This is a genomic window from Williamsia sp. 1135, from assembly GCF_002095395.1.
In the GTDB taxonomy this organism is placed as follows: Bacteria; Actinomycetota; Actinomycetes; order Mycobacteriales; family Mycobacteriaceae; genus Williamsia.
The window spans coordinates 59,929-80,544 of the sequence record NZ_MJEI01000082.1 but is presented as its reverse complement, the minus strand read 5'-3'; the positions used below and the strand labels follow the sequence as shown (position 1 = coordinate 80,544).

The following is a 20,616-nucleotide window of genomic DNA, read 5'->3' as shown; positions in this document are numbered from 1 at the left end:
GCCATGCTCTTCGGCCGCGTGCTGGGCGTTGATCAACGCGGACATCCCCGCCGATGCGAGAAAATCGGTGTCGGTCAGATCAACGATCAGCCCGCCCGGCCTCGTTGCGACCGCGTTGTGGACAGCGGCATCAAGATGCGGCGCGGTCAAGGCGTCGAGGCTGCCGGTCACGCTCACCACGAACACGTCGTTGTGGCGGACCGTGGTTACCGATAAGAGAGGCGCACTGCCCTTATTGTTCGCCGACTGCTCACCATTCCCGTCGCCAATGAGTGACACCACTGTTCCTTTCGATCGACCGTGCGTGCGATCACTCACGACGAAAAATGACCATCCCAGTCTGCCACGGGCCGATACAGCCATGACGCTCGCTGATTCACACGCCGGCGGGTAGATGGTTGCCGACACTGGTGTGCGTGCTCGCCGACGTAGAAACTACGGCAGGGCCGCACGCCGCGAGCCCTTCATGGACGGTGGGGAACAGGGAACTCAGTATCGAACTCGGTGAACCATTCGACCGGCTCCAGGTTGACTCCGCCGACCAGCTTCGTGACAGCCTCGGCGGGCACGTCGTAGAGGGTGAGCACGTCGTGGTCCTGAAAGAGATCCACGGACAGGTCACCCCAGGTGTCGGGATCATCAGGATTGCCTGACCAGACCATCGCTTGCGTGGCTGGCAGCCCGGTATCGGCGGCAGGGGCTCGGCCGACGATCAGATGCAGCACCATTTCTTCGCCCGTGCAGCGGGGGACCGGCGCTCCCCACCGCAGGGTGTCCTGAGCCAGACGGTCAGCACACTCGGCCAGCTGATACCGCCAAAAGCGACTCTGCCCGAACGTGATTGACGGAAGCTGACCAAGCACTCTGAGGCGCGCCCGATCTACCGGATCGGTACCCAGCTCGTCGGCATCAGCTCGGATGTCCGCGGCGACCGCGACAGCGGCGGCGATCAGCGCCTGCGCGCGGCGTTCACCGACAGCGTCGATCAGTTCGACGAACTCAGGATCGAGATCGCTGTTCATCACTGCAGTCGTGTGGTGTAGGTCCGGGCAATACTGGCGTCGTCGGCCAGAGCAAGGGCTCCGATGAAACCGTCTAGCCCGTCACAGGCCTTGCTCAGAGCCTCACCGGGGGTCAGTGGGTCACCCAGCGTGTCCACACCGAGTTGCCCAATCGGCAAGTGCCGATAGTCACGTGACAGCTCGATCGCTGCGCGTCGCACCTCGGTGAGCTGTTCACCGATCGCGGCGAGTTGCCGATCCAGGTCAACTGGTGTGGTGCTCATGTGCGCCCCGGCGAAGTCTCGTCGACGGGAATCATGATGAACCGGTGATCGAGGTAGCCGGCGTCTTGCAACGCAGCACCCAGGACCGTCGTGTACGGCGTGCCGGTAGTCACGGCGATACCGTCCAGAGTGGTTCTGTTCGGAAGCGCCCTGACTCCGTTCGTCCGCATCAAACTCAGTGTGGCGCGCGAAATCCCAATCCGGCGAGCCGCTTCGGCGTCGGTTCGTTGGTCGGCCACCCGCCAGGCGTCGATGATCTCGAGGAGTCGAGAGTTGGACATGGTCTCAGTGTCGCAAACCAACAGGCCATTGTCGAGCATTACCTAACGGTTCGTTTGGCACTACTTGACATAATCTATATTATCGGCGTAATCAGTTGTGACACAAATCATTTCGTCACCAGTGACGAAACGTTGTCCGTTCCAGATGAGTGGCACAAGGACTGAACTGCGCGCTGAGCGGACGCATCACCTCACGCCTTGCACATAGAACGGTCATCCGTCGTCACCAGACCCAGCTGGCTGCCTACCAACGCTTCGAGAGAAGAATGTCAGCAGGTTGCCGTCCAGATCGATGACTGCAAACTCGCGGGTTTCCCATTCCGTAGCTCCCGCGCCTTCGCCTGCATCACCAGGGTGGAGTACCTGACTTTCCTTCATCTCGACATGAGTGCGTCTACGGCGTCAGTCTCGATTCGACAACTCGCAGTTCCCGCATGAAGCTCTCGGCCCCACTGCAAATGGGCATCGCCATCAAGTCGTCCCGCCCAGGCCAATCCTCGTCAGAAGCCGCCCACAGATGCACCTCAGCACCATCACGCACAAGCTTTGCGAACCCATCGTCACAATAGTCAACGGTGAAACCCAAACGATCGCAATAGAACTCGACAACAGTTCTGATGCTTTCGACCGGCAACGCCGGTACCATCCTTGAAAGAAGGATGCATTAAATCTAGCGGGTGGTCGCTCGAACCGCTTAGATGATCCGGGCCGCTGCACCCCGGGGCCGCGTCGCCCGCTCGTAGAGGTAAAGGCCGACTACCGCCAGGAACACTTGCTACCTCATGTCATTGGGCGGATGCTCAAGATGTGAACGACGTCGATTACCCCGAGATTGATCGGTACGAAGAGTTCTTGCCGGAACGGTTTCGGGGCGCCCCGCGTCCCGTAGAGACGTGGTGGTCGTGGCGCGGACAGCAGGTGCACATTGCACGCAAGCGCGACCTCTCGGCGCCCGTGCGAGTCATGATCATTCACGGCGGTGGTGGTCACGCTGGAGCATTGTGGCCTTTGTCTGCCGTCATCGGCACGACGCCAGTGGAGGTTTTGGCGCCGGATCTTCCGCTGTACGGGCGGACAAGAACACCTGAGCCCGGCGCGGTGCGCTACCGCGACTGGATCGAGTTGCTGTGCGATCTTGTGGTCGCCGAGACGCGCGACGATTCTCGGCCGCTGGTTCTGTTCGGCGCCAGCATGGGGGGCATGCTCGCCTATGAAGTAGCAGCGCGCACAGGCATTCCGGCCGCAGTCGTTGTCACGTGTCTGCTCGATCTGACCGACCGCTCAGCGCGCAGGGCAGCTGCCCGTTGGGCAGTGCTGGGTTGGAGCGCGCCGTACACCTTGCCGGCGATGGCGCTCGCCGTAGGAACGCTGCGTGTACCAATCCGGTGGCTCGCGCGCATGAATGCAATGAGCGCGAATCCCGACCTCGCTCGGCTATGCGCGACAGATCCCCTCGGTGGCGGCACGAGGGTGCCCGTGGGATTCCTCGCGGACTGGTTCAGCTTCGTTCACACCCGACCCGAACGGTACCGGGGCCCGCAGCTCACGCTTGTACATCCTGGCGCAGACCGGTGGATCCCCGCGGAGGTAAGCGAACGCTTCCTCGCGCAGATTTCTGGGCCAGCTCATGCGGTACGGCTTGAGGGCTGCGGCCACTTCCCCGTTGAAGAGCCAGGACTGGGCCAGCTGGCGGCGGCGGTGCAGAAGGTATTCGCGTCAGTGCGTCTGTAGTACGTAGGCGTTAACGCTCAATCACCCGCCGTCAGCCTGCTCTGCGTCCTTCCCACACGTTCCGACGCAGCCTGCATGTACCCACCGGCGGGGTCGCGCGCTTGGCAGCAGTCCCCCGAGGGGAGCACGAGCAGCCGCAGCCAGGTTCCTGGGCGGTCCCTTTCAGCGGATGCCTAAAGTATCGGGTGGCCGAATCTTTTTCTTCGACTGCCCGTACACTACCGTGATCGGAGGTTTCGGAAGGTGCGCGATGGCGGTAGAAAACGAGGCTCGGTCGCGTTTGCGGGGGGCTCGCTCGGGTTCGTTGCTGTTGGGGCCGGCGTTTGTCGCCGCGATCGCCTACGTCGATCCCGGCAATGTCGCATCCAATGTCAGTGCCGGCGCCCAATTCGGGTACCTGCTGGTGTGGGTGATCGTCGCCGCGAATGTGATGGCGGGCCTGGTGCAGTACTTGTCGGCCAAACTTGGTGTGGTGACGGGCTTGTCGCTCCCGGAGGCGGTGCGCGAACGATCCTCACGAACGACACGGCTGGGGTACTGGGTGCAGGCCGAGTTGGTGGCCATGGCCACCGACCTGGCCGAAGTGGTCGGCGGCGCCATCGCGTTGAACCTATTGTTCGATCTGCCGCTGCTGGTGGGTGGCGTGATCACCGGTGTGGTGTCGATGGGGCTGCTGCTGGTTCAGGATCGGCGCGGGCAGCGCCCGTTCGAACGGGTGATCATCGGTTTGCTGGCGGTCATCGCCATCGGGTTTGTGACCAGTGTCGTGGTCGAGCCGCCGTCCCCGGCCGCCGCCGCGGCCGGCCTGATCCCCCGCTTCGAGGGCGCCGAGAGCGTGATGCTCGCCGCAGCCATGCTCGGTGCCACCGTCATGCCACACGCGGTGTATCTACATTCGGGGTTGGTTCGAGATCGACACGGCCGCAACGAACCCGGCCCGTTCCGTCAGCGGTTGCTGAAGATCACCCGTGTCGATGTGTGCCTGGCGATGCTGGTCGCAGGCACGGTCAACATGTCGATGCTGTTGCTGGCAGCAACCACGCTGCAGGGCCGCGACGACGTCGACACCATCGAGGGCGCCCACCACGCCATCGGACAGACACTGGGCCCGGTGGTCGCGCTGCTGTTCGCGCTGGGGCTGTTGGCGTCAGGTCTGGCATCGACCTCGGTCGGGGCCTACGCGGGCGCGATGATCATGGACGGTCTGCTGCGCCGACGGATACCGATCGTCGTCCGGCGACTGGTCACCCTGATCCCGGCGATCGCGATTTTGGCAGTGGGTATCGATCCCACCCGCGCACTGATCGTCTCGCAAGTGGTGCTCTCGTTCGGAATCCCGTTCGCGCTCGTCCCCCTGGTCCGGTTCACCAGCGACCGTGCACTGATGGGTGCCGACATCAACCACCGCGTCACGACCGGGCTGGCATGGCTGACCGCCGCAGTGATCATCGCCCTCAATGTGGCGTTGATCTACTTGACTGTTACGGGTTGAGCGGCCGAATGGTGGCACATCCCCTGCTACCCCCGGCTGCCCGGCGCCCGCCAGCACCCTCGTCGAGGAGAACGGGGTCGCATAGGGGATGTCGCCGCCTATCAGGTCAGGCGATACGCCGGGTCCGGCGGCGTCAGCCGTGCTGCATACCCTCATAGGGTGAGTACGCCGAGCACCGATTCGATCGACATACGCCGAAGTGCCGCGGCGAGCATCGGCTGGGTGTTGGCCTGGGTCGCGGCAGCCGTCGCCATTGCTGTCACCGCCATCTCCGCGAGCACAGCCCTGGATCTGGCAGGCGTCGGAGACCCAGGTTTGTTGACACGCTACGGACTGCCCACCGTGCAGACGATCGGCGAAATCGGTGCCGTCGTGGCCGTCGGAGGGGCACTGTTCGCAGCATTCTTCGCCCCACCGCAACAAGACGGGGTTCTGGACGTCGGCGGGTACCGCGCAATCCGCTTCGCATCGGTGGGCGCGCTGATCTGGGCGATCGCGGCCCTGCTCATGATCCCGCTGACCATCTCGGATGCGTCCGGCTTCCCGTTGTCGGAGACCCTGACCATCGACCGCATGACCACAGCCTTCGACCAGGTTGCTGCCGCCCAATCATGGTTGTGGACCGCTATCTTCGCGCTGATCTGCGCAATCGTCGCCCGGATCGCATTGCGGTGGACGTGGACCCTCATCACTTTGCCCTTGGCCTTGTTGATGCTCATGCCGATAGCCATCGCGGGACATTCATCGACCGGCGGAAGCCACGACGTCGCCACCAACAGCCTGATCCTGCACATCGTCGGCGCCTGCCTCTGGATGGGTGGCCTCTTCGCGCTGCTGGCCTACGCACGCGGAGGAGGCCAATTCACCGCGCTCGCGGCCCGGCGATATTCGCGGGTCGCCTTCTGGTGCTTCATCGTCGTCGGAGCCAGCGGTGTCATCAACGCGCTGGTCCGCGTGCACATCGACCAACTCTTCACCGAGACCTACGGGCAGCTCGTCCTGGCAAAGCTCGCTGCCCTGATCGTCCTCGGGGGATTCGGCGCCTGGCATCGCCGGACGACGATCCCGGCTCTGACCGCCGACGAGCGTAAGCCGCTCGTCAGATTCGCCTTCGCCGAACTTCTCGTGTTCGCCGCGACCTTCGGCATCGCCGTCGGCCTCTCACGCACCCCACCGCCCGCCAACGTCAACCCCGCGGACATGCCGGCCGCCGAACTGGTGCTCGGCTACCGGATCGACGAGGCACCGACCTTCGGTGCTCTACTCACCGACTGGCGCTTCGACCTGCTGTTCGGGACCCTGGCGATCGTCATGGCCGTCGTGTATCTGCGCGGCGTGATCAGGCTCCGCCGCCGCGGGGACGCGTGGCCGATCGGACGCACGATCACCTGGATGCTGGGCTGCGCGGCTCTGCTGTTCGCCACCTCGTCAGGGCTGGGGAAGTACGCGCCCGCGCTGTTCAGCATGCACATGATCGCGCACATGGTCCTGTCGATGCTGGTGCCGGTGCTGCTCGTACTCGGCGGCCCGGTGACCCTGGCGCTGCGGGCGCTCTCGCCTGCCGGGCGCAACGCACCCCCAGGCCCCCGAGAGTGGATCCTGACTCTCCTGCACAGTCCGTTCTCCAAGTTCATGACCCACCCGCTGGTGGCGTCGGTGCTCTTCGTCGGCAGCTACTACGTGCTCTACCTGGGTGGTGTGTTCGAGCTGCTGGCCGACTATCACGCGGCGCACCTCGCGATGAACCTGCATTTCATGGTCAGCGGCTACCTTTTCTACTGGGTCGTCATTGGCATCGACCCGGCGCCCCGCACGCTCTCACCGGTGGCGAAACTGGCGATGGTGTTCGGCTCCTTGCCGTTCCACGCGTTCTTTGGTGTTGCATTGATGAGCACCGACAACATCATCGCCCGCGACTACTACAACAGCCTCAGGCTGCCGTGGAACCCCGACCTGCTCAGCGATCAACGACTCGGCGGCGGCATCGCCTGGGCGGCCGGTGAGATCCCCCTCGTGCTGGTGATGCTGGCACTGCTGGTGCAATGGAGCCGACAAGATCAGCGCCAAGCCACACGATTCGACCGCAGCGAAGACCGCGACGACGACTCAGCGTTGGCCAGCTACAACGCCATGCTGGCGACGATGTCCGCGTCAGCGAATGCCGGACGCCGCAATGCCCCAGCCGCCGGCGATACAGGATCCGATACCGCCAATACCAACTGCCCGGACCCCAGCACCGAGCCCTAACACCCTCACCCGCAGTTCACGTACCGGGCCAACTGTCGGCCCCGCGGCAGCAAGAGTCCTTTCACCGCGCGGTGATTTATGCGCGCGGGGTCCTCGCCGGTAGAGCCCCAGAAGCCGGAGTGGTCTTCTGAGCGTTGAGGTCTCGCTGGGGTAACAGAGCTCCGGGCACCGCGGCGATCGCCAGCACAAACGTAACGCCAACGCGGTGCGCATCGACGTCAACGATTGCTACAAGGTTGCGGGCGAGCCACAGCACGTACCGCAAGATACGGCGAGGACCCAGATGCCGGGGCACAGGCGGCTCGGTCAGATACGGCACGGCGGTACTCACACGTCCAGTCCTAGCCGGCTGTTGACTACCTCAATGAGTTCCTCGGTCGAGGTGAACACCTGCGGTAGGACGGCGGCAACAGAGCCGTCGGCGCCGACCAGGACCGTCGTGGGATAGACGCGCGGCACTCCTAGCGCCGCGGCGATGGCGGCGTCGGAGTCGACCACGGTGGGTAGACGGACACCGGTCTCGATCAACAGGTTCAGCGACAGGAAGGGGTTCTGCGCGCCTTCTTTACCCTGCACAGTAAGGACCTCGACGCGGCCTGCGGCGATGCGCGCGAAATCTGCGAAAATTGGTAGTTCCTGGCGGCACGGTCCGCACCAATAGGCCCAGATGTTGATCACCCACGGCCGGCCGGCCGTGGCGCTGCCAAGGTCGACGGTCGAGCCGTCGGCCAGGCACACCGCCTTCACACCGGCCAGTGCTGAGTTCGGACCCGGCGCTGCGCCCGCCGCCGGGCACGGTGCCAAAGCGGCCTTCTGCCGAGCAGCTGCAAAGTCCTGGGCGGGGACATCGGCCTGCTCTCCGGGAAAAGGCGCCGCCGAGCCGCCGGCACCGCTGCTGGGAGCAGGACCGACCGGTGCGCTCTCGCGTGGCCAGATGGCCACGATCAGGGCCATCACGACCACCAGCGCGGCCACGCTCCAGCGGGTGGAGGCAGACACGGTGCGGCGCTGCTTCGCAGCGCTACCCCACCGGTTCACTGACCGGTCTCCGCGGAGGTGGTCTGCGTCGATGCTGACTTTCGCTCGTGCCACACCGTCCCGACAACGACCAGCATCACCCCGGCCGTCAAAAAGGTGTCAGCGAGGTTGAAGGTGGGCCACCAGCCGGTGTGGAAGTAGTCGGTGACGCGGCCATCGAGGGCGCGGTCGATGACATTGGCGTTGGCGCCGCCGGCCATGAGCGCCAGACCAGCGGTCGAGATAGTCGGTGCAGTTGCCGCCGTGCGCCACCCGTAGATGATCAGAGCCAGCGACAGCACGGCGGTAACGGCGATGAGAAGCCATACCGGTTGTCCTGCCCGACACTGAATCCGACGCCGGTGTTGTAGGCCAGTCGCAGTTGCAACATTCCCAGGTCGACGTCGCGATCAGCGAGCTGGCGCCGCATGATCGGCTCGAGGGCGAGGGCGGCGGCGGTGCCGCCGCCGACGCCGATCAGAAAGAGACGTCGGGCGGATTTGCGGTCGCGCATCTGCTTATGTGTCGGGGTCGGTGGATGATTCGTGCGTCCCGACCGTCAGCGGTTCGCGGCGGGTGTCTTCGGCCTTTTTGCTGTTGTGGCCTTTCCCGATGTGGGCTTCCTCGCGCATCCGGTTCACCATGTGCGGGTAGTGCAGCTCGAATGCCGGCCGCTCGGAACGGATTTTGGGTAGTTCGGTGAAGTTGTGGCGCGGCGGCGGGCAGCTGGTGGCCCATTCGAGGGAGTTGCCAAAACCCCACGGGTCATCGACGGTGACCACTTCGCCATAGCGGTAGCTCTTGAAGACGTTCCACAGGAACGGCAGTGTCGAGGCACCGAGGATGAACGCTCCGACCGTGGAGATCATGTTGAGGGTGGTGAAGCCGTCCGAGGCAAGGTAGTCGGCGTAGCGCCGGGGCATGCCCTCGTTGCCCAGCCAGTGCTGGACCAAGAAGGTGGTGTGGAACCCGACGAAGGTGAGCCAGAAGTGGATTTTGCCGAGTTTCTCGTCGAGCATGCGTCCGGTGATTTTGGGGAACCAAAAGTAGATGCCGGCGTAGGTGGCGAACACGATGGTGCCGAAGAGCACGTAATGGAAGTGCGCGACGACGAAGTAGCTGTCGGACAGCTGGAAGTCCAGGGGCGGGCTCGCGAGCAGGACACCGGTCAGGCCACCGAAAAGGAACGTGATGAGGAAGCCGATAGAAAACAGCATCGGCGTCTCGAAGGTCATATGACCTTTCCACATCGTGCCGATCCAGTTGAAGAACTTCACCCCGGTCGGCACAGCGATCAGGAATGTCATGAACGAGAAGAACGGCAGCAGGACCGCGCCGGTCGCGTACATGTGGTGGGCCCAGACCGCTACCGACAGGGCGGCGATCGCCAGCGTGGCGTAGATCAGGCCGGTGTAACCGAAGATGGGTTTGCGCGCGAAGACCGGGAAGATTTCCGAGACGATCCCGAAGAACGGCAGGGCGATGATGTAGACCTCGGGGTGACCGAAGAACCAGAACAGGTGCTGCCACAAGATGGCGCCGCCGTTGGCGGGGTCGAAAATGTTGCCGCCGAACTGTCGGTCGAACTCCAGGGCCATCAGCGCCGCGGTCAACAACGGGAACGCCAGCAGGATAAGGACACTGGTGACCAGAATGTTCCAGGTGAAGATCGGCATCCGGAACATCGTCATACCGGGTGCGCGCAAACACACCACGGTGGTAATCATGTTGACCGCACCCAAAATGGTGCCCAGCCCTGAGACCGCCAGGCCCAGGATCCACATGTCCGCGCCGGCGCCTGGCGAATGGATAGCGTCGGTCAGCGGGGTGTAGGCGGTCCAGCCGAAGTCTGCGGCGCCGCCGGGGGTCATGAAGCCGGCCAGTGCCACACTCGAGCCGAAGACAAACAGCCAAAAGCTCAACGCGTTCAGCCGCGGGAACGCCACATCGGGGGCGCCGATCTGCAACGGCAGCACCACGTTGGCGAAGCCGATGACGATCGGTGTGGCGTACATCAACAGCATCACCGTGCCATGCATGGTGAAGAGCTGGTTGTACTGCTCGGTGGACAAGAACTGCAGCCCCGGCGCCGCCAGCTCCCCGCGGATCAGCAGCGCCATCAGACCGCCGATGAGGAAAAACGCGAAACACAACACCAGGTACATGACGCCAAGAGTCTTGTGGTCAGTCGTCGTCATCATCTTATAGATGAACGACCCCTTGGGGCCGGTCCGGGCCGGAAACGGCCGTGCCGGTTCCAGTTTCGCCGGTTCGTCCAGCAAGCTCACTTCGTCATCCCACTCACCTGGCGGCTGATCACAGTCATCTAACTACTATGCATCATAGTAGTTAGATGCACCAGTCCGCGGGTGCAGCTGCAGTGAGCGTCCCGTGCTGCCACCGTTCGCAGACTTACTACTATCTGAGATAGTAGCTTGCACAACGGGCGGCCCTGTTCAATACTTGCATGTATGCGCATGTGACTATGTATCTGGAAGGTGGAGGAACACTATGGGGCAAGGCCACAACCACAATCATGCTGCGATCCCCCCGGGGCAGGCCGCGAGCGCCTCGGGGCGCCATGTGCGGCGGCTATGGATGGCGTTGGGGCTGGGGCTGATCACGCTGGTCACCCAGCTCATCGTCGGGTTTGCCACCTCGTCGCTGGCACTGTTGTCCGATTCGGCTCATGTTTTCACCGATGTGCTGGGTGTGTTCTTGGCGTTGATGGCGGTGTTGGTGGCCCGGCGCGGCACCACCCGCACTGATCAGACCTTCGGCCTTTACCGGGCTGAAGTGTTTGCCGCTCTGTTCAATGCAGCATTGCTGTTCGGCGCCGCCGGCTGGATTCTGTACGAAGCATCCCAGCGTCTGGCCGATCCGCCTGAGGTTCCCGGCCTGCCCGTCGTGCTGGTGGCCCTGGTCGGTCTGGCGATGAACATCATCGCGTTTGGTTTGTTGCAGTCCGGCGCGAAGGAGAGCATTAATCTTCGGGGTGCCTATCTCGAGGTGATGGCCGACATGATCGGTTCGGTGGGAGTGCTGGTCAGCGGCCTAGTTACCCTGTTGTTCGGGTGGCGGTACGCCGATCCGCTGATCGGCGTCGGCATCGGTCTGTTTGTGTTGCCGCGGGCCTACTCCCTGGCCCGGGGGGCACTGCGCATCCTGTTCCAGCACGCACCTTCGGGCATTGATGTCGACGAGGTACTGAAGGACCTGACGCGTCTGGAGGGGGTGGTGCAGGTGCACGATCTGCACGTGTGGACCCTGACCTCGGGCATGGAGGTGGCCTCGGCCCATGTCGTGGCGGGCCCGGGCGCTGATCACGGCGCAGTGATGACGGCCGCCCAGCAGATGCTCACCGACACCCATCATCTCAAACATGCCACGGTGCAGGTGGAACCGGCGTCAGGGTCGCGGTGCCACGACCTTTCGTGGTGACACCGTGATCGCAACGCGCTAGGGGTTCCCCGCGCCGCGTCGCTCGGTGCGCCGGGCGTCCACCGCGGCGATTCCATCGTTGACCCGCCGGCGCAGGGGACGCAGAAATGTTGCCGAAGCAGCCACTGCGACAACGACTCCGCACACCATGGCCACCAGGACTGACAGCTCCAGGCCCACGGCGCGGGCCCCGAAATACACTGCGATGACGGTAAGAACCACGGTGGTCAACCGAGCACCATTGAGTATCACGACATCGCGGATCAATCGACTGGTCGCAGTGTCCATCACCCCCCGATAGTACTGTCAGCGATAGTTTGCGGCAGTGTCACAGGTCGCGGACCGGTAGCCCCAGGGTCGCGAGCATCATGACGAGCAGAAACCAGCCCACGCCCTGCCATAGTGGCCACAGGCCGCCGCGCTGCCAGGCTCGGTAGGTTTGCGCGAACGCGCCGAGCCCGCCGATCATGAAGACCGCTGGGGCGCAGAACCCCCAGAACCGGGAGTCGGTTTGGCGGTAGGCCACTAGCAGGGCGATACCGACCAGGACGAATCCGCCGAGGTAGAGGGCGCCGGCACGTACCGCGCGCGGGTTGTTCCAGTCCTTGTTGACATCACTGTCGGTTCCGCTCATGTGGGGGGCCTTTCTGATAGCTGGAGAACAAGTGCCGGTGCCGGTCCCGCGGTGGGGTGGCCCAATGGTGCTGGCGCTGCGGGCTATTGCTGCGTGGGTTCGGCCGCGATGCGCGCCACGGTTGTTTGAAGTTCGTCGGCAGTGATCGCGCGCAGAAACACCGCAGCGGCGCGGTGGTTGCGGTCGAGCACGACGGTGGTCGGTACGACCGAGGTCGGGGTGGTCAGCTGTGCCAGTGTCCGGCCGTCGTAGTCATAGATGGAGGGGTAGGACACACCGCGGTCGGCGACGAAATCGCGGCCCGATTGCTTGCGGTCACGAAAATCGATGCCCAGGAACGACACTCCTGAGTTCTTGGTCGCCTCGTACACCTGCTCCAATGCTGGGGCCTCACCCCGGCATGGGCCGCACCAGGACCCCCACACGTTGATCACGACCACCCGCCCGGCGAAGTCAGACAACGCGATCGTGGCGTTGTCGTCGAGCAGATTAGGGCCCGCGAGCTCACCGACCTGACCACGCGATGCCGGCGGGTTGTAGAAGATCGCCGTCTGCCCTCCCGGGGAAACAAATTCGAACGAATCGCCCTGGCGTACCGCGTCATCGCCCGTGCCGCACCCCACCAGCCCGGCGACCATCACCACAGCCAGCGCCGCCCGCTGTGCTGCTCTGCGCCATCGCCGGGCGCCGCCGATCGATCGCAGCGACGACCTGCCGATCATGGGCGCAGCCGGTGGGCCGATCATCGGCCCGATCCCAGGGTACGCAGAAATGTGTTGTAGGCCTCGAGGTCGTCGGCCTCTTTCGCCGCGTGATAGTCGGTGGGCGACGTCGCCGATTTCTCCTCGTCGCGCCGCCACCGAGAGGCGAAGATCAACACAATCAACAGTGCCACCGGTTCTCCGTACGACCAGGCCAAGGCCCCGGCCACCGCTTGGTCGTCGACCGGGTTGATGCCCCAGCTCGGCGGTGGGTCGGCGAAGCTGGCGACCAGGACCGTCGGGGCCATCATGAACACCACTCCGAAGAACACATGCAGCGGCATCTCCAAGAAGATGTCGAGAAGCCGACCCAAATTGGACTGACGCATCGGCAGCGGCCCGATCGACAGAATGGGAATGATGAACAACAACCCGCTGACCAGAAAGAACAGCTCCATCCCGGTGTGCCCGATCCAGCTGGCGTTGAGGGCATCGAAGATCGAGGAAAAGTACAACCCGTAAAAGCTGAACAAGAACACCGGGATCGCAAACCCCGGGTGCAGCGCAATCCTGCTCACCCGCGATCGCGCCAGCCGCAGCGTCGCCCGCCGCACCCGGCGCCCCCGGCCGTGATCGGGGACGGCCGCGAACATCAGCAGACCGGGTGAGCCCATCACCAGCAACGGAGGAACCAGAGTAGACAGCGTCATGTGCTGAAACATGAACGCGCTGAACAAGCCCACGCCGTAGCGTTCGATGGCCAGGCCGGTCACCGCACTCAAGATCAGACAGCCCGAGAGGAAGCTCAGTGAGCGATACCACGGCCACGCCCGTCCCAGGCGCCGAAGGCGCAGCAGCCCGGCGCAATACACCCCCGCCAGGACAACACCGATCGCGGCCAGCAGCGGAATCGTCGGTGGGTCCCAGCCCATCATGCGCAGGATCGTCGGCGCAGCCTCGGGCACTTCGAGCACCTTCGCCACCTCCCTCACCCTGCACTCGGTGTCGATACCGCCGCGGGAGCCCCGGGCGATGTGGACACCGGACACGGCACACGTAAACTACTACCCATCTTAGTAGTACGTGATGAGGAGAGTGCACCGTGCCAGAGCAGACCCCTGTGCCGCCGGTCGTGAGGGCTCCTCGATGAGCCGCAACATCAAGATCTCATTGGCGGTGATATTCGTGTTCTGCCTGGCTCTGACCGCGGTGTTCGTGGTGTCGCGGGCCGGCGGCGACGACAGCGGCGATGGGCAGAGCGCGGTCGTGGTCCGCTCGGACTCTCAGCGGCTCTCGGCCCCGACCGATTCCAAGGCCACCTTTGTCGAGTTCTTGGATTTCGAATGCGAAGCGTGCGGGGCGGCGTACCCGGCGGTGGAGCAGTTGCGGCAGACTTACGGCGATCAGGTCACGTTCGTGGTGCGGTACTTCCCGCTCCCGGGGCATTTCAACGCCGATCGGGCTGCCCGGGCGGTGGCCGCTGCTGCCAGCCAGGGGCGGTTCGAGGCCATGTACCGCAAGATGTTTGACACCCAGAAGCAGTGGGGTGAGCAGCAGGTGCCCCTCGATGACCTGTTCGCCTCCTACGCCCAGGAACTGGGTTTGGACACCGACCAGTTCGCCGTCGACTACAACTCGCCGGCCACCCGCGCGCTCATCGACCGCGACATCGCCGACGGCAAAGCCCTCGGTGTGACCGGGACGCCCTCGTTCTTCATCAACAATGAGCCCATCAAGCCCGGCAGCTACGACGAACTGAACTCAGCGCTCAGTTCCGCGATGCAGCAGTGACAGACCCCGCTCCAGAGCGCCGGGTGCTGTTTCCTCGAATGCTGGCGTGGGTGCTGGGGGTGTGTGGACTGATCGGGCTCCTCGCCGCCTTCACCCTCACGGTCGAAAAGTTCGAACTGGCCACCGACCCGGACTACACCCCCTCGTGCAGTATCAACCCGATCGTGAACTGCGGCTCGGTCATGGACACCCCGCAGGCCTCGGTGTTCGGTTTCCCCAACTCGCTGCTCGGTATTGCCGGTTTTGCCGCGTTGGTTGCTGTCGCAGCCCTGATGGGACGCCGCCCGGCCCGGTGGGTGATGGTCGGTCTGCAGGTGGGTATGACCGCGGCTCTGGTGTTCGTGCACTGGTTGATCTTTCAAAGTCTCTACCGCATCGATGCGCTCTGCCCGTACTGCATGGCGGTGTGGGTCGTTGTCGTCGTTGCCTTTTGGTATGTGAGCCTGCGTACCGCCGACGAGTATTGCCCGCACACCGGGCCGCCGCGGCGCGTACTCGAGCTCCTGGTGAGCGTTCATTCCGTGCCGCCGGTGCTGTGGATCCTGGTGGTGGTGGCGTTGATCGCCGAGCGGTTCTGGTGGTATTGGTCGACGTTGCTGTGAGGCGCGACGCGGCGCGCATCTAGGCACGCCCGTTTCCCGTGGCGGACAGGGTGTCTCAGATGGGCAGGGTGGTGTTGGTGACGAACATGTCTCGTACCCATACGACGAAGTAGTCCCAGACACCGGTGATCAGGGCGATTCCCACGATGATCATCAGCACTCCACCCACGAGCTGGATACGGCGCGAGTTGCGGCGCAAGATTGCGACCGCTCCCACCGCCCACGCTGAACCGAAGGCCAGCACCACAAAGGGGAGCCCCAGGCCCAGGCAGTACGCCACGATCAGCGCCACGCCGCGGGCCGCGGTGGTATCTGCGGTGCCGCTGGCCGTGGCGATGATGGAGGCCAGGGTCGGACCCAGGCACGGGGTCCATCCCAGCGCGAAGACCGCGCCCAACAACGGCGCACCCACCAGGCCCGAGACTTTGCGTGGGTGAAACCTGACCTCGCGTTGCATCGCGGGGAAGGCGCCCACGAACACCAAGCCCATCACGATGGTCACCACCCCACCGATGCGCTGCAAGAGTTCTCGGTTGATCGTCAGCGCTGAGGTGACCCCGAAGACGGTGGCCGTCGCCAGCACGAACACCACTGTGAAACCCAGAACGAACAGCAGTGCGGCACCCCCCACGCGCCACTGCGCCCGGCGCTGGCTGCGGGCCGAGACAACAATGACCGCCGAGGAGGGCGTGGACGGCGACATGGCCTCGGCTCCAGAGACACCGGCGAGGTAGGACAGGTAGCCCGGTACCAGTGGGATCACACATGGCGAGGCGAAGGACACCAATCCCGCCGCCATGCACGCCCCTATGGCCAGCAGCACCGGGCCACCGGAGACCACCAAGGAGAATTGCTCCCCCACCGATGCAACCATCACGTTGTGTATCCACACTCCTGCTGGTTCATCGCCGGAACCCATCGTGGGCGTGGGGCATGGACCACCAACTCACCCGACCAAACATCTGCGCGTCAACTACTATGCATCATAGTACTTAATGTCCCTGTGGAGGGGCCTGCCACTCACACCCCCAGTCGTGTCGGTGGCTTCGTCGCTTCTGATTCTCGCGGGGCCCCTCGCAGTCTCACCGAGGATTTACAGGGCGCTGCCTTGGAGCCAGGTGTCCCAGGGGACGCTCCAGTCACCGTTTTGCCACTGCGCGAGCGGTTCGCCGCCGGTGTTGCGTACCTCGACGATGTCGCCGGGCACGGAAAAGTTGTAGAACCACTGGGCGTTGTCGGGGTTGAGGTTGAGGCAGCCCGCCGACACATTGGTGTTGCCCTGTTGCGGGATACTGCTTTCGAGCTGGTGCAGGTAGATGCCGTCGTTGCTGATCCGGGTCGCATAATTGATCGTCTGACGATAGCCCAGACGCGAATTGACCGGCAGCCCATAGGTCGAGGAGTCCATGATGACCGGGTTGGCCTTGTCGAGCACGGTGTAGATGCCCCGCTGGGTCCAAAAGTGAATGGTCCGGCCGTTGACGGTCTCCGTGCCACCGCGGCCCATCGAGGTCGGCATCGTACGTACCAGCTGCCCGTTGGTGAACACGGCGACCTGTTTGGTGTTGTCGTCGGCAATGGAGACGTGCGAGTCGCCGATGACGAACGAGCGAGCGAGGTCTTCTTGCCCGTAGAGCCCCTTGCCCAGGTCGACCCCGTAAATGTCGGCGCGGACAGCCACCGTGGTGCCCGGCGGGTAGTACTCCCGGGGCCGGTAGTGCACATTCTGGTCATCGACCCAGCTCCACTGCCCCTGCACCGGTGGCTCGGTCTGTACCGACAGACAGCGCTGCGCGGCGGCCCGGTCCGGGATGGGTTCGTCGAATTTGATGACCGCGACCACTCCCACCCCGTAGGTAGCGCCCTCGGTGAGCGCTCCGCCGCCGGTGGACACCAACGACGCGGTGGTGAGGTTGTCGGGCGTGACGGTGCCGAACGTACTGGCGACCTCGGTGCTGCGGCCGGTGTCATCTCGACTGGTCACCGCCAGTTGATAGGTCCTGTCATAGCCCAGCGGGGTATCGGGTTTCCACGTCACCGCGTCGGGGGTCATGATGCCGGGAATGACCCGGCCTTGATCGTTGGTCATGACCACTTCCACCAGCGTCCCCCCGGCGACGGTGACCAAAACCGCGCCCAGCGGATCAAACCCCTGGGTGCCCGGGGCCGGGGTGAAGGTGACCGCTCCCCCCGGTACCCCGGCAACAGCGGGCGACGAGCTCGTCGACGAAGTGGACAGGGGTGAATTGTTTGTGGAGCAGGCCGCCAGGAAAGCTGCCGCTGCCGCACCTCCACCCAGTGCCAACAATCCCCGCCGATTGATCTGGACATCAGCCATACGATGGCGCTCTGGCACTGGGTTACGCTCCTCAACACGCACAACAACTAAGACCCCTAGTAGTTTACGGACAGTGACGTGACGACGACCTCGTGCAGACACTGCCGAGGGACCAATCTCACCCCCAAGACAGGCGACAATCGCCCGACTGACCCGGCGCGCCCGCAGGGACCACACCACCACGCCGGGCCCGTTGCGGCAGAGTCCGACCCCTGGCTTCACCCGCAAAGTGAAAAACTAACCAACATAGTAGTAACCTGTTCGAGTCCTGCTCGATATCACTTTGTTGCATGGCCCGATCTGATTGAAGGACTTCACTTGGCACGGCATCGCACACCCGATCTCGCCCCGTTTGACGTCCATGAGGAGTCGCTGCGCGGGCCGCTCGCTACCGCACCACCTCGCCCGCCCCTCGCCGACGGTCAGTCATCACCGGCCCGGCCACATCGAGGCCGTCACCGCCCCGTGGTGATCGAGCCGCGGCCAATGACCCACCCGCCCGCGTCTGTGCTCTCGCAGTCCTCGCGGCGCCCGACCCAGGCGCACCCTGCCCAGGCTTTCTGGCCTCACCCCAGGACACCAGCGCCCGGTACGGGTTCGAGCGTTGGCCCTGTCAGGCACCGTCCCCAGCCGCCGGCCCCGCGGCCCGGGATTCTTGGCGTGTGGTCGGTGGCGACCGCGCCGTGGGAGCGGACGGTGTGTGACCAGACCGCCCGCAGGCCAGAGGTGGCCTCCAGCTATTGCGAGCAACTCGACCAGCGACACGAGCGCGGCAGCAGCAGCGCAGTCACTCGGTCGGCCGGTATCAGCGGGTCGCTGGTGGCTGCGGTGGTTCTGCTCGCCGCGGGCGGTACCGCTGCGACCGCGCTCACCCATGACCCTGAACCGGCGGCCGATCCCGTCGCACGCACCATGGCTGCTGCCGGACCGGCCGCGGGTTCGCAGCCCGTTGCCATCAGACCGGTCAGCACACAGCAGGCCACCTCCACCGCGGTAGCCCCGCCGGCGCCGCTCGATGCGTTGACCACTGCTATCGAGGACCTGGTGGCCCAACGGGGCCGCAGCGCCCCGACTGAACCCACCCCGCCGCCGCCCCGGCTGGCCTCGGCGGCTCCGACGTATGGCACCGTCACCTCTGGCTACGGATCACGTTGGAATTCAACGCACTACGGTCTCGATATCGCCAACGTCATTGGTACTCCGGTGGTCTCGACCAGTGACGGGGAAATTATCGAGTCCGGCCCGGCGGACGGGTTCGGGCTGTGGATCCGGGTGCTGCAAGACGACGGCACGATCGGGGTATACGGACATATCAACGAGACCCTGGTCAGTGCGGGACAGCGGGTGCAGGCCGGTGAGCAGATCGCCACCGTCGGTAACCGCGGCTACTCCACCGGCCCCCATCTACATTACGAGGTCTGGCAAAGCGACGGCCTCAAACTCGACCCCGCGCAGTGGCTTCGCAATCGAGGGGTCGACCTCGGATGAGGCGCCGGTGGACGATCACCCAGCCAGTAGAGACAATAGAACGATGAAGCAGCTGGGCACGCTCGAAGCCGACGTCATGGACCTCGTGTGGGACGCCGCCCCCGAACAGTTGTCGGTCCACGACATCCTCGCCGCGATGGCGGACCGGCAGCTGGCGTACACCACCATTTTGACCGTGGTGACCAATCTGCACGCCAAAGGCTTCTTGACCAGGACCAAAGTGAGCCGCGCTTATCACTACACCGCTGCGAACACCCGCGAGCAAGTCACCTCCCAGGCGCTGCGTGACATCCTCAACTCCAGCGACGACCCGACCGCAGTCCTGATGCATTTTGCGCGGACTGCCACACCGGAGGAAACCGACGCGCTCCGAAAGAACCTTCCCCGCAAGGCCCGCAGGTGACGCTCGCGGTCACCCTGGCCCTGGCGGCAGCCCTGATCGGGGTCGTCATGCCCCGGGTGCTGGCCGTGCAGCCGCTCGCAGTTGCGCCGCGACTGATGCTGGTCGGGTGGCTCGCAAGCATCGCCACCTTCTTTTTTCTCGCCCTGTCGGCGGGCGTGGTGGTGGCCTGGCCCGATCACGCTCCGGCCGAAGGTATGACCGACATCTGGATCCGGTGTCTGAGCTCGGCGCAGCACACCATGGCGCCCTGGGTGTCGGAAATAGCGGTCGGCGGCGTCGCTGTTGTAGCGGTGTTCTTCCTGGGCCGTTTCACCGCAGTAGGACGCCAGCAACGCCGCTCGCGGACCAAGCTTCGCGGCTACCACGACGACGTCCTGACCGTCCTCGCGCGAACCAGGCAGGACCCGGACAGCCGCTACCGCGAGCTATGGCTCGATCATCCGTTGCCGTTCGCCTACAGCGTCGCCGGCAGCCCCGGCCTGGTCGTCGCCACCGAAGGCCTTCACGCGTGCCTAACACCCACCGAGGCAGCAGCAGTGCTCGAGCATGAACGAGCTCATCTGCACGGCCGCCACCACCGCATCCTGGCACTGAGCGCCCTGCTCGCCCGAACGTTGCCGATCGTCCCGCTGCTGGCCCGCGCACCCGGCGCGTTGGCGATGCTCGTCGAACTCGACGCCGACCGCGCAGCGGCCCGCACCACCAGCCGCGCCGCAGTCCGGTCCGCGCTGTGCCGAGTCCTCGAACAGCAAGCCGCCAGCCCCACCATGCACGGCGTGGGCTACGACGCCGGCGACGCCGACATCCAAACCACCAACGACCGGCGGCTGCACGTCCTCGCCGCAGAGACCTCCCCGAGCCCTCGCCCTCTGACCTATGCAGCAGCAGCAGTGCTACCGATAGCAGGCGCGGCCCTTGCCGCCGTCATCTCAATGGCCGCTCTCTCGGCCGTCTACTGCGTATTCATCACCTAGCAGCACTGATCTGGCACCCGGCGATAACGAACCCTGCACCTGATCTCAGCGCCGCACCTACCCGCACCATATGTGGTCATGCATGCTCACCTCAGGCGAGATCGCCGCCATCGCCTCAAACTACTAGATGTCATAGTTTGTGACGCGAAACGTCCTGCGTCCGAATGCCCCTATTCGTTTGGCACGCACCA

Annotated in this window: 24 protein-coding genes; 9 read left to right on the top strand and 15 right to left on the bottom strand. The window is 64.5% G+C overall.

The features are described 5' to 3' along the window. The 4 genes from BFL43_RS28545 to BFL43_RS09605 form a co-directional block, all read right to left on the bottom strand. Positions 1 to 279, bottom strand: a 279-nt coding sequence (locus tag BFL43_RS28545; RefSeq protein ID WP_168176586.1) for an STAS domain-containing protein, incomplete at its 3' end; no start/stop codon positions are given. Positions 280 to 464: 185 nt separating this feature from the next. Further along, positions 465 to 1,022 carry a hypothetical protein gene (locus BFL43_RS09615; RefSeq protein ID WP_084892320.1) on the bottom strand — a complete coding sequence of 186 codons (558 nt, stop codon included), beginning with the start codon at positions 1,020 to 1,022 and terminating at the stop codon, positions 465 to 467. Next, complete coding sequence (locus tag BFL43_RS09610) at positions 1,022 to 1,285, bottom strand: hypothetical protein (protein WP_084892319.1); 264 nt, start codon at positions 1,283 to 1,285, stop codon at positions 1,022 to 1,024. Before BFL43_RS09610 ends, BFL43_RS09615 begins: the two co-directional genes overlap by 1 nt. Then, positions 1,282 to 1,566: a hypothetical protein gene (locus tag BFL43_RS09605; RefSeq protein ID WP_084892333.1), complete on the bottom strand. Its 285-nt coding sequence runs from the start codon at positions 1,564 to 1,566 to the stop codon at positions 1,282 to 1,284. Before BFL43_RS09605 ends, BFL43_RS09610 begins: the two co-directional genes overlap by 4 nt. 807 nt (positions 1,567 to 2,373) lie before the next feature. On the opposite strand from BFL43_RS09605, the gene BFL43_RS09595 reads away from it, so the two are divergent. From BFL43_RS09595 to BFL43_RS09585, 3 genes are all read left to right on the top strand, one after another. Then, complete coding sequence (locus BFL43_RS09595; RefSeq protein ID WP_143695222.1) at positions 2,374 to 3,297, top strand: alpha/beta fold hydrolase; 924 nt, start codon at positions 2,374 to 2,376, stop codon at positions 3,295 to 3,297. Positions 3,298 to 3,547: 250 nt separating this feature from the next. Continuing rightward, a complete protein-coding gene (locus tag BFL43_RS09590) occupies positions 3,548 to 4,789 on the top strand; it encodes an Nramp family divalent metal transporter (protein WP_084892331.1) in 1,242 nt (413 codons plus the stop codon). A gap of 222 nt (positions 4,790 to 5,011) precedes the next feature. Continuing rightward, positions 5,012 to 7,036, top strand: a complete 2,025-nt coding sequence (locus tag BFL43_RS09585; RefSeq protein ID WP_240498172.1) for a cytochrome c oxidase assembly protein — start codon at positions 5,012 to 5,014, stop codon at positions 7,034 to 7,036. A gap of 76 nt (positions 7,037 to 7,112) precedes the next feature. Here BFL43_RS09585 and BFL43_RS09580 read toward each other — a convergent pair whose 3' ends face one another. From BFL43_RS09580 to ctaD, 5 genes are read right to left on the bottom strand one after another with little or no spacing between them, the layout of a single operon-like run. Next, positions 7,113 to 7,367, bottom strand: coding sequence for a hypothetical protein (locus tag BFL43_RS09580; RefSeq protein WP_084892317.1), 255 nt, complete (start codon positions 7,365 to 7,367; stop codon positions 7,113 to 7,115). Next, positions 7,364 to 8,035, bottom strand: coding sequence for a TlpA disulfide reductase family protein (locus tag BFL43_RS09575; protein WP_240498169.1), 672 nt, complete (start codon positions 8,033 to 8,035; stop codon positions 7,364 to 7,366). The genes BFL43_RS09580 and BFL43_RS09575 overlap by 4 nt, the downstream gene beginning before the upstream one ends. Positions 8,036 to 8,070: 35 nt before the next feature. Further along, entirely contained in the window at positions 8,071 to 8,355 is a 285-nt protein-coding gene (locus BFL43_RS29425; RefSeq protein WP_240498168.1) for a signal peptidase II, read from the bottom strand. Beyond that, complete coding sequence (locus tag BFL43_RS29420; RefSeq protein ID WP_240498167.1) at positions 8,337 to 8,567, bottom strand: hypothetical protein; 231 nt, start codon at positions 8,565 to 8,567, stop codon at positions 8,337 to 8,339. The genes BFL43_RS29425 and BFL43_RS29420 overlap by 19 nt, the downstream gene beginning before the upstream one ends. A gap of 4 nt (positions 8,568 to 8,571) precedes the next feature. Then, complete coding sequence (gene ctaD, locus BFL43_RS09565; protein WP_084892316.1) at positions 8,572 to 10,341, bottom strand: cytochrome c oxidase subunit I; 1,770 nt, start codon at positions 10,339 to 10,341, stop codon at positions 8,572 to 8,574. 223 nt (positions 10,342 to 10,564) lie between these two features. Here ctaD and BFL43_RS09560 point away from each other — a divergent pair, with 223 nt between their 5' ends. Continuing rightward, entirely contained in the window at positions 10,565 to 11,494 is a 930-nt protein-coding gene (locus tag BFL43_RS09560; RefSeq protein WP_084892315.1) for a cation diffusion facilitator family transporter, read from the top strand. Positions 11,495 to 11,512: 18 nt separating this feature from the next. On the opposite strand, the gene BFL43_RS09555 is transcribed toward BFL43_RS09560, so the two are convergent. The 4 genes from BFL43_RS09555 to BFL43_RS09540 all read right to left on the bottom strand — a co-directional run bounded on the left by BFL43_RS09555 (position 11,513) and on the right by BFL43_RS09540 (position 13,764). Continuing rightward, the gene (locus BFL43_RS09555) at positions 11,513 to 11,782 is read right to left on the bottom strand and encodes a DUF4229 domain-containing protein (protein WP_084892314.1); all 270 of its coding nucleotides are present in this window, start codon (positions 11,780 to 11,782) and stop codon (positions 11,513 to 11,515) included. 40 nt (positions 11,783 to 11,822) lie between these two features. Beyond that, positions 11,823 to 12,128, bottom strand: coding sequence for a hypothetical protein (locus BFL43_RS09550; protein WP_084892313.1), 306 nt, complete (start codon positions 12,126 to 12,128; stop codon positions 11,823 to 11,825). Between the two features lie 83 nt (positions 12,129 to 12,211). Next, positions 12,212 to 12,766, bottom strand: coding sequence for a TlpA disulfide reductase family protein (locus tag BFL43_RS09545; RefSeq protein WP_240498171.1), 555 nt, complete (start codon positions 12,764 to 12,766; stop codon positions 12,212 to 12,214). Between the two features lie 104 nt (positions 12,767 to 12,870). Next, positions 12,871 to 13,764 (bottom strand): cytochrome c oxidase assembly protein, encoded by an 894-nt coding sequence (locus BFL43_RS09540; RefSeq protein ID WP_084892329.1) that lies wholly within the window; start codon positions 13,762 to 13,764, stop codon positions 12,871 to 12,873. A gap of 211 nt (positions 13,765 to 13,975) precedes the next feature. Here BFL43_RS09540 and BFL43_RS09535 point away from each other — a divergent pair, with 211 nt between their 5' ends. After that, positions 13,976 to 14,620, top strand: a complete 645-nt coding sequence (locus BFL43_RS09535) for a thioredoxin domain-containing protein (protein WP_084892311.1) — start codon at positions 13,976 to 13,978, stop codon at positions 14,618 to 14,620. 38 nt (positions 14,621 to 14,658) lie between these two features. Continuing rightward, complete coding sequence (locus BFL43_RS09530; RefSeq protein WP_084892310.1) at positions 14,659 to 15,222, top strand: vitamin K epoxide reductase family protein; 564 nt, start codon at positions 14,659 to 14,661, stop codon at positions 15,220 to 15,222. Positions 15,223 to 15,277: 55 nt separating this feature from the next. On the opposite strand, the gene BFL43_RS09525 is transcribed toward BFL43_RS09530, so the two are convergent. Both BFL43_RS09525 and BFL43_RS09520 read right to left on the bottom strand, forming a co-directional pair. After that, positions 15,278 to 16,096 carry a cytochrome c biogenesis CcdA family protein gene (locus tag BFL43_RS09525; protein WP_240498170.1) on the bottom strand — a complete coding sequence of 273 codons (819 nt, stop codon included), beginning with the start codon at positions 16,094 to 16,096 and terminating at the stop codon, positions 15,278 to 15,280. 219 nt (positions 16,097 to 16,315) lie between these two features. Further along, positions 16,316 to 17,578 carry an Ig-like domain-containing protein gene (locus BFL43_RS09520; protein ID WP_240498166.1) on the bottom strand — a complete coding sequence of 421 codons (1,263 nt, stop codon included), beginning with the start codon at positions 17,576 to 17,578 and terminating at the stop codon, positions 16,316 to 16,318. Positions 17,579 to 18,220: 642 nt separating this feature from the next. Here BFL43_RS09520 and BFL43_RS09515 point away from each other — a divergent pair. From BFL43_RS09515 to BFL43_RS09505, 3 genes are read left to right on the top strand one after another with little or no spacing between them, the layout of a single operon-like run. Beyond that, entirely contained in the window at positions 18,221 to 19,048 is an 828-nt protein-coding gene (locus BFL43_RS09515) for a M23 family metallopeptidase (protein WP_240498165.1), read from the top strand. Positions 19,049 to 19,091: 43 nt separating this feature from the next. Beyond that, positions 19,092 to 19,451 carry a BlaI/MecI/CopY family transcriptional regulator gene (locus BFL43_RS09510; protein ID WP_084892307.1) on the top strand — a complete coding sequence of 120 codons (360 nt, stop codon included), beginning with the start codon at positions 19,092 to 19,094 and terminating at the stop codon, positions 19,449 to 19,451. Further along, a complete protein-coding gene (locus BFL43_RS09505) occupies positions 19,448 to 20,425 on the top strand; it encodes a M56 family metallopeptidase (protein WP_084892306.1) in 978 nt (325 codons plus the stop codon). Before BFL43_RS09510 ends, BFL43_RS09505 begins: the two co-directional genes overlap by 4 nt. The last annotated feature ends 191 nt before the right edge of the window (positions 20,426 to 20,616 follow it).

Excerpts from the sequence above, each read along its gene's own strand:
- BFL43_RS09615 (WP_084892320.1), bottom strand. The coding sequence starts at position 1,022 with ATGAACAGCGATCTCGATCCTGAGTTCGTCGAACTGATCGACGCTGTC.
- BFL43_RS09610 (WP_084892319.1), bottom strand. The coding sequence starts at position 1,285 with ATGAGCACCACACCAGTTGACCTGGATCGGCAACTCGCCGCGATCGGT.
- BFL43_RS09605 (WP_084892333.1), bottom strand. The coding sequence starts at position 1,566 with ATGTCCAACTCTCGACTCCTCGAGATCATCGACGCCTGGCGGGTGGCC.
- BFL43_RS09590 (WP_084892331.1), top strand. The coding sequence starts at position 3,548 with ATGGCGGTAGAAAACGAGGCTCGGTCGCGTTTGCGGGGGGCTCGCTCG.
- BFL43_RS29420 (WP_240498167.1), bottom strand. The coding sequence starts at position 8,567 with ATGCGCGACCGCAAATCCGCCCGACGTCTCTTTCTGATCGGCGTCGGC.
- BFL43_RS09560 (WP_084892315.1), top strand. The coding sequence starts at position 10,565 with ATGGGGCAAGGCCACAACCACAATCATGCTGCGATCCCCCCGGGGCAG.
- BFL43_RS09555 (WP_084892314.1), bottom strand. The coding sequence starts at position 11,782 with ATGGACACTGCGACCAGTCGATTGATCCGCGATGTCGTGATACTCAAT.
- BFL43_RS09550 (WP_084892313.1), bottom strand. The coding sequence starts at position 12,128 with ATGAGCGGAACCGACAGTGATGTCAACAAGGACTGGAACAACCCGCGC.
- BFL43_RS09545 (WP_240498171.1), bottom strand. The coding sequence starts at position 12,766 with ATGGTCGCCGGGCTGGTGGGGTGCGGCACGGGCGATGACGCGGTACGC.
- BFL43_RS09540 (WP_084892329.1), bottom strand. The coding sequence starts at position 13,764 with ATGATGGGCTGGGACCCACCGACGATTCCGCTGCTGGCCGCGATCGGT.
- BFL43_RS09535 (WP_084892311.1), top strand. The coding sequence starts at position 13,976 with ATGAGCCGCAACATCAAGATCTCATTGGCGGTGATATTCGTGTTCTGC.
- BFL43_RS09530 (WP_084892310.1), top strand. The coding sequence starts at position 14,659 with ATGCTGGCGTGGGTGCTGGGGGTGTGTGGACTGATCGGGCTCCTCGCC.
- BFL43_RS09525 (WP_240498170.1), bottom strand. The coding sequence starts at position 16,096 with ATGGTTGCATCGGTGGGGGAGCAATTCTCCTTGGTGGTCTCCGGTGGC.
- BFL43_RS09510 (WP_084892307.1), top strand. The coding sequence starts at position 19,092 with ATGAAGCAGCTGGGCACGCTCGAAGCCGACGTCATGGACCTCGTGTGG.